The organism is Bradyrhizobium sp. PRIMUS42, from assembly GCF_023006515.1.
GTDB lineage: Bacteria > Pseudomonadota > Alphaproteobacteria > Rhizobiales > Xanthobacteraceae > Bradyrhizobium.
Genome location: NZ_JALBGZ010000525.1, coordinates 1 through 4,510, shown reverse-complemented (window position 1 = coordinate 4,510; position 4,510 = coordinate 1). Strand labels below are relative to the sequence as shown.

General features: G+C 63.7%; 8 protein-coding genes. 2 read left to right on the top strand and 6 right to left on the bottom strand.

The features are described from left to right. A partial coding sequence (locus tag MOV75_RS28410) for a LysR substrate-binding domain-containing protein (RefSeq protein ID WP_247007001.1) occupies nucleotides 1-583 on the top strand: 583 nt, incomplete at its 5' end. A gap of 53 nt (nucleotides 584-636) precedes the next feature. Beyond that, a complete protein-coding gene (locus MOV75_RS28405) occupies nucleotides 637-1,344 on the top strand; it encodes a type 1 glutamine amidotransferase (protein WP_247007000.1) in 708 nt (235 codons plus the stop codon). 174 nt (nucleotides 1,345-1,518) lie between these two features. Here the strand turns inward: MOV75_RS28405 and MOV75_RS28400 are convergent, their stop codons facing one another. The 6 genes from MOV75_RS28400 to MOV75_RS28375 all read right to left on the bottom strand — a co-directional run. Beyond that, nucleotides 1,519-1,986 carry a nuclear transport factor 2 family protein gene (locus MOV75_RS28400; protein ID WP_246931038.1) on the bottom strand — a complete coding sequence of 156 codons (468 nt, stop codon included), beginning with the start codon at nucleotides 1,984-1,986 and terminating at the stop codon, nucleotides 1,519-1,521. A gap of 79 nt (nucleotides 1,987-2,065) precedes the next feature. Next, nucleotides 2,066-2,515 carry a tol-pal system-associated acyl-CoA thioesterase gene (ybgC, locus tag MOV75_RS28395; RefSeq protein WP_246931037.1) on the bottom strand — a complete coding sequence of 150 codons (450 nt, stop codon included), beginning with the start codon at nucleotides 2,513-2,515 and terminating at the stop codon, nucleotides 2,066-2,068. 16 nt (nucleotides 2,516-2,531) lie between these two features. Next, entirely contained in the window at nucleotides 2,532-2,801 is a 270-nt protein-coding gene (locus MOV75_RS28390; RefSeq protein WP_309486858.1) for a type II toxin-antitoxin system RelE/ParE family toxin, read from the bottom strand. Nucleotides 2,802-2,808: 7 nt separating this feature from the next. Continuing rightward, the gene (locus tag MOV75_RS28385; protein ID WP_246931036.1) at nucleotides 2,809-3,018 is read right to left on the bottom strand and encodes a hypothetical protein; all 210 of its coding nucleotides are present in this window, start codon (nucleotides 3,016-3,018) and stop codon (nucleotides 2,809-2,811) included. Nucleotides 3,019-3,076: 58 nt separating this feature from the next. Continuing rightward, nucleotides 3,077-3,994, bottom strand: coding sequence for a metallophosphoesterase (locus MOV75_RS28380; RefSeq protein ID WP_246931035.1), 918 nt, complete (start codon nucleotides 3,992-3,994; stop codon nucleotides 3,077-3,079). Between the two features lie 129 nt (nucleotides 3,995-4,123). Beyond that, a partial coding sequence (locus tag MOV75_RS28375; RefSeq protein WP_309486973.1) for a Holliday junction DNA helicase RuvB C-terminal domain-containing protein occupies nucleotides 4,124-4,510 on the bottom strand: 387 nt, incomplete at its 5' end.

Genomic DNA, 4,510 nt, shown 5'->3' with positions numbered 1-4,510 from the left:
CTTTCTGAAAGAACGGCCCAACCTCAACCTCGCCTTCTTCGGTGTGATCTCGCCGATCGTGGTCGACTGGGTGTTGAACAACCAGTGCGACATCGGCTTTGCCGAGGTGCCCATCGCGCATTCCGGCCTGCCGAGCCTGCGGCTGCCGGCGCCCGCGCGCGTCGCGGTGCTGCCGACGGGCCATCGCCTCACGGAAAAGGAAGTGCTGGAGCCGCGTGATTTCGAGGGCGAGACCTTCATCTCGCTGTCGGCGGGATCATCGAGCCGGCACCTCGTCGACCAGGTCTTCCATCGCCATGACGTCCGTCGCGTGCTCAGGGTGGAGACCACGCTGTCGGAGATCATGTGCGGCATGGTCTCGTCGGGGCTCGGCGTCGCGATCTGCGACCCCTTCACCGCGAGGGAATTCTCCACCCGCGGCGTGGTCGCGCGTCGCTTCCTGCCGCGCATCGACTTCGAATTCTCCGCCGTCTTTCCGGCGCAGCGCAGTCCTTCACCGGTGGCGCTGGATCTGGTGGAGACGATGCGCAAGGCGCTCGCCGAACTCGAGCAGGAGTCCACTCGGGATTTTGCGCCCGGCTGACTTGGACGCCTTGCGATTCCTGCTGTATCCTTCGCATCTCTGCAAGGCAGCACATGGCACGCATCACCATCATCGAGACCGGGCTCGTTCCTCAAAAGCATCGCGAGCGTCACGGCTCGTTTCCGGACATGTTCGAGCGCATGGTTCGCGCCGAGGATCCCTCGGTCACCGTGGATGTCATCAGCATCCCGAATGGCGATGCACTCCCCGATCCGCGCAAGCTGGAGGCCGTGCTGATCACTGGCGCTGCGGCCGGCGTCTATGACGGACTCGACTGGATCGCGCCGCTTGAAGCTTTCGTGCGCAGCGCTTACGCCAACAAGACGCCGATGGTCGGCGTCTGCTTCGGTCATCAGCTGATCGCGCAGGCGCTCGGCGGCACCGTGCGCAAGTCGGAGAAAGGCTGGGGCATCGGACGGCATGTCTATCAGGTACTGCCGGAGAACGGCGTCGTCGACGGCGAAACGATCGCGATCGCCGCTTCGCATCAGGATCAGGTGATCGAGCCGCCGAACGACGTGCTCACGATCCTCTCGTCCGAGTTCACGCCACATGCCGCTCTGCTCTACGCCAACGGCACCACGCTGACGGTGCAGCCGCATCCGGAATTCGACGTGGAATTCGCGCAAGTGTGCTGCGACCTGCGCGACGGCAAGGCGCCGGATGACGTCGTCGCGACGGCAAGGGCATCGCTGACGCAACCGATGGACAACGCGACGCTCGGTGGGGCGATTACGAGGTTTCTGGCGAGGCGGCCCTAGCTACGCGGCACGCTCCTCCCCTTGTGGGAGAAGATGGCGCGAAGCGCCGGATGAGGGGTTCTATCAACTCGCTGGACTGCTCGTGAGGATGGAGACCCCTCACCCGCCGAGCTTCGCTCGGCACCCTCTCCCACAAGAAGGGGGCAGGGTTGATGCAGCGTCGCTTGCGGAATATCAGAACGGATCGCTCCCCAATCCCGGCACATCCGCCGGGCGCGGCCCCGGCGCCGCCCAGTGAAACCTGCGATCCTTCTCCGCAATCGCGATGTCGTTGATCGACGCCTCGCGCCGCTTCATCAAACCGTGCTCGTCGAATTCCCACTGCTCGTTGCCGTAGGATCGATACCACTGGCCGCTGGCGTCGTGCCATTCGTACTGGAAGCGCACGGCGATGCGGTTCTCGTCGAAGGCCCAGAGGTCCTTGATCAATCGGTAGTCCTGCTCCTTCTCCCATTTGCGGGTGAGGAACGCGACGATGGCCTCGCGGCCCTCAAGCACTTCCGAACGATTGCGCCAGCGGCTGTCCTCGGTATAGGCAAGGGAGACGCGCACCGGATCGCGTGAATTCCAGGCGTCCTCGGCCATACGCGCCTTTTGCGCGGCGGTCTCACGGGTGAAGGGCGGAAGCGGCGGGCGCGACATGATGAGCCTCATCGATTGGTTGGGGCCGCAATCTATCGCTGCGCAAGGTGGAGTCGAGTGGCGATCACTTATCGACCGATCACGAAATCAGATCGGCCCTCATCATCGTCCGGATTGATTTCGGGATCGGCTGGGCGCGGCCGCCGCTGATGAAGGCGACGCGCACCTCGGCTTTCACCAGCACGTCCTCACCCCGCTTCACTTCCTGCGCCAGCATGATGGAGGCACCCTTCACCGCGATCGGCCAGGTCACGACGTCGAGCACGTCGTCCATCCGCGCGGGCTTGAGGAAATCCAGATGCATCGAGCGCACGACGAAAGCGAAACCGGCGCTGTCGGTCTCGGGTTGCTCGAACAGCGCCTGCTGCTCGGCCCCCATCAGCCGCAGATGATTGGTCCGTCCGCGCTCCATGTAGCGCAGATAATTGGCGTGATAGACGATCCCCGAGAAATCCGTGTCCTCGTAATAGACGCGGACCTGCATGTGGTGTCGGCCGTCGCGGATCTCGCCGTCGAGATGAGCCGTCATTTCGCAAACTCTCGCTTTATATCTCGACGTCCATCCAAGACCCGCACAATGACTGTGCGATCAGTCTGAACGAGGTAAAAGGCAATATAACCATCGATCGACAGCCCGCGAAGCATGTCCTTAGCTCACTCCGATCTGGTCCTAAGAACGGAAATTGTCGCAACTCATCGAACCGCTCCGAGAATCTTTCAGCCAATCGATCCGCTGCCGCTAGGCTACGCTCTGCAAGATATGTATGGATGTCAAAAAGGTCAGTGCGGGCGCGCAAGGATAGAACGACCTGCACGACGCCCCTACCGCTTCGCCCGAGTTTGCTTGAGAAACTCGTTGAGGTCCCACGGGACCACGCGCTCAGCCTCTACGTCCGCCATCCCTTCATCGATCGCGTGTCTAAGGGCTCGAAACTTCTTGGCTTGGGACAACAGATAATCGGCCGCAGACTCCTGCATATCCTCAGGCAGCAGCTCAAGAGCTTCGACAGCTTTCTCGATGGCAGAACTCATCGCGTCAATATAGCGCAGCCTTGGACCGGCGCCCAGATGCTGACCCGTAATTTGACGGCTACACCACCAAGGGTCCTCGCCCCAGCGTCACCTCGACGATCTCCGGCGGCACGCCGACGCGGAGCGGCATGATGCTGCAACCGAGGCCGCCGGAGATGATGACGTCGCATTTCAGCCTGACATGACCATAAGCCAGCCGGATGCCCTGCTGCGGCGGTACCGCCGGCGACCAGCCCAGCAAGCGGACCTGACCGCCATGGGTGTGGCCGGACAGTTGCAGCGCAACGCGTGCGGGCACGCGCGGCGCGATGTTGGGCTCATGGGCGAGCAGGATGATCGGCGCATCGTCCGTGACCTTGGCGAGCGTCGCGCTGAGATCGTCGGCGCCGAAGCGCACCATGCTCCGAAACCGGCGCGCCGGCAGGAAGGCGAGCTGATCACCCAAGCCGGCGAGCCAGAACGGGCGGCCGTCCTTCTTAAGGCGTACGACGTCGTTCTCGTAGACGGGAATGCCGACGGCTTCCAGCGCACGATGCGCGATGGTCGGCCCGTGCCCGGTCTGCTGCACCGTCCTGTCGTCCCAATAATCGTGGTTGCCCATGACGGCATGGACGCCCAGCGGCGCCTTGAGGCCGGCCAACACTCGGGCCCATTCGCTCGACGGAATGATGCGCGTGACCTGATGCAGGCCGGCGACATAGTCGCCGAGCAGCACGATGATGTCAGCATTCAGCGCGTTGGTGCGGTCGACGATGGCCTCGATCCGGTCCAGCGGCATCCAGGGATCGCAGGCATGGATGTCGGCGATGACGGCGATCTTCAGCGGCAGATCCGCCGGCCATTGCCGCGGCGCCGGATGATAGCGGGTGACGCGAAGCCGCAGCACCGGCTCGACGGCAACACCATAGGCGGCGGTCGAGACACCGAGGGCGGACAGGCCGCCGATGGAACGGATGAGGTGACGGCGCGTGATCATGGAAACCCGATCGTAATGCGCCTTTTTGATGCGGTCCGATTGGAGCGGAATTGGGGTGCGTTCGTGCAGATCGTCTGCACGAGATTACCGGAAATTCATGATGGATGGAGCGCGCTGCGTCAGCGCAGATCAGTCGTCCTCGGCCTGATCGGTGCCGAACAAGCCGAATTGCGCCGCCGCATCCCGCGAGGGCTCTGCGAGGCCGAGATGACGGAAGGCGTGCGAGGTCAGCAGGCGGCCGCGCGGGGTGCGCTGGAGATAGCCGCACTGGATCAGATAGGGCTCGATGATGTCCTCGATCGCATCGCGCGGTTCGGACAACGCGGCGGCCATCGTCTCGACGCCGACCGGGCCGCCGCCATAGTTCATCGCGATGGTCGTGAGGTAGCGGCGGTCCATGGCATCGAGCCCTGCGGCGTCGACCTCGAGCGCGCTCAGCGCGTGGTCGGCGATCTTGCGATCGATCTTGTCGGCATCGGCGGCCGAGGCGAAATCGCGCACGCGGCGGAGCAGACG

Coding starts and splice junctions, on each gene's coding strand:
- MOV75_RS28380 (WP_246931035.1), bottom strand. CDS start 3,994: ATGATCACGCGCCGTCACCTCATCCGTTCCATCGGCGGCCTGTCCGCC.
- ybgC (WP_246931037.1), bottom strand. CDS start 2,515: ATGACGGCTCATCTCGACGGCGAGATCCGCGACGGCCGACACCACATG.
- MOV75_RS28400 (WP_246931038.1), bottom strand. CDS start 1,986: ATGTCGCGCCCGCCGCTTCCGCCCTTCACCCGTGAGACCGCCGCGCAA.
- MOV75_RS28405 (WP_247007000.1), top strand. CDS start 637: ATGGCACGCATCACCATCATCGAGACCGGGCTCGTTCCTCAAAAGCAT.
- MOV75_RS28385 (WP_246931036.1), bottom strand. CDS start 3,018: ATGAGTTCTGCCATCGAGAAAGCTGTCGAAGCTCTTGAGCTGCTGCCT.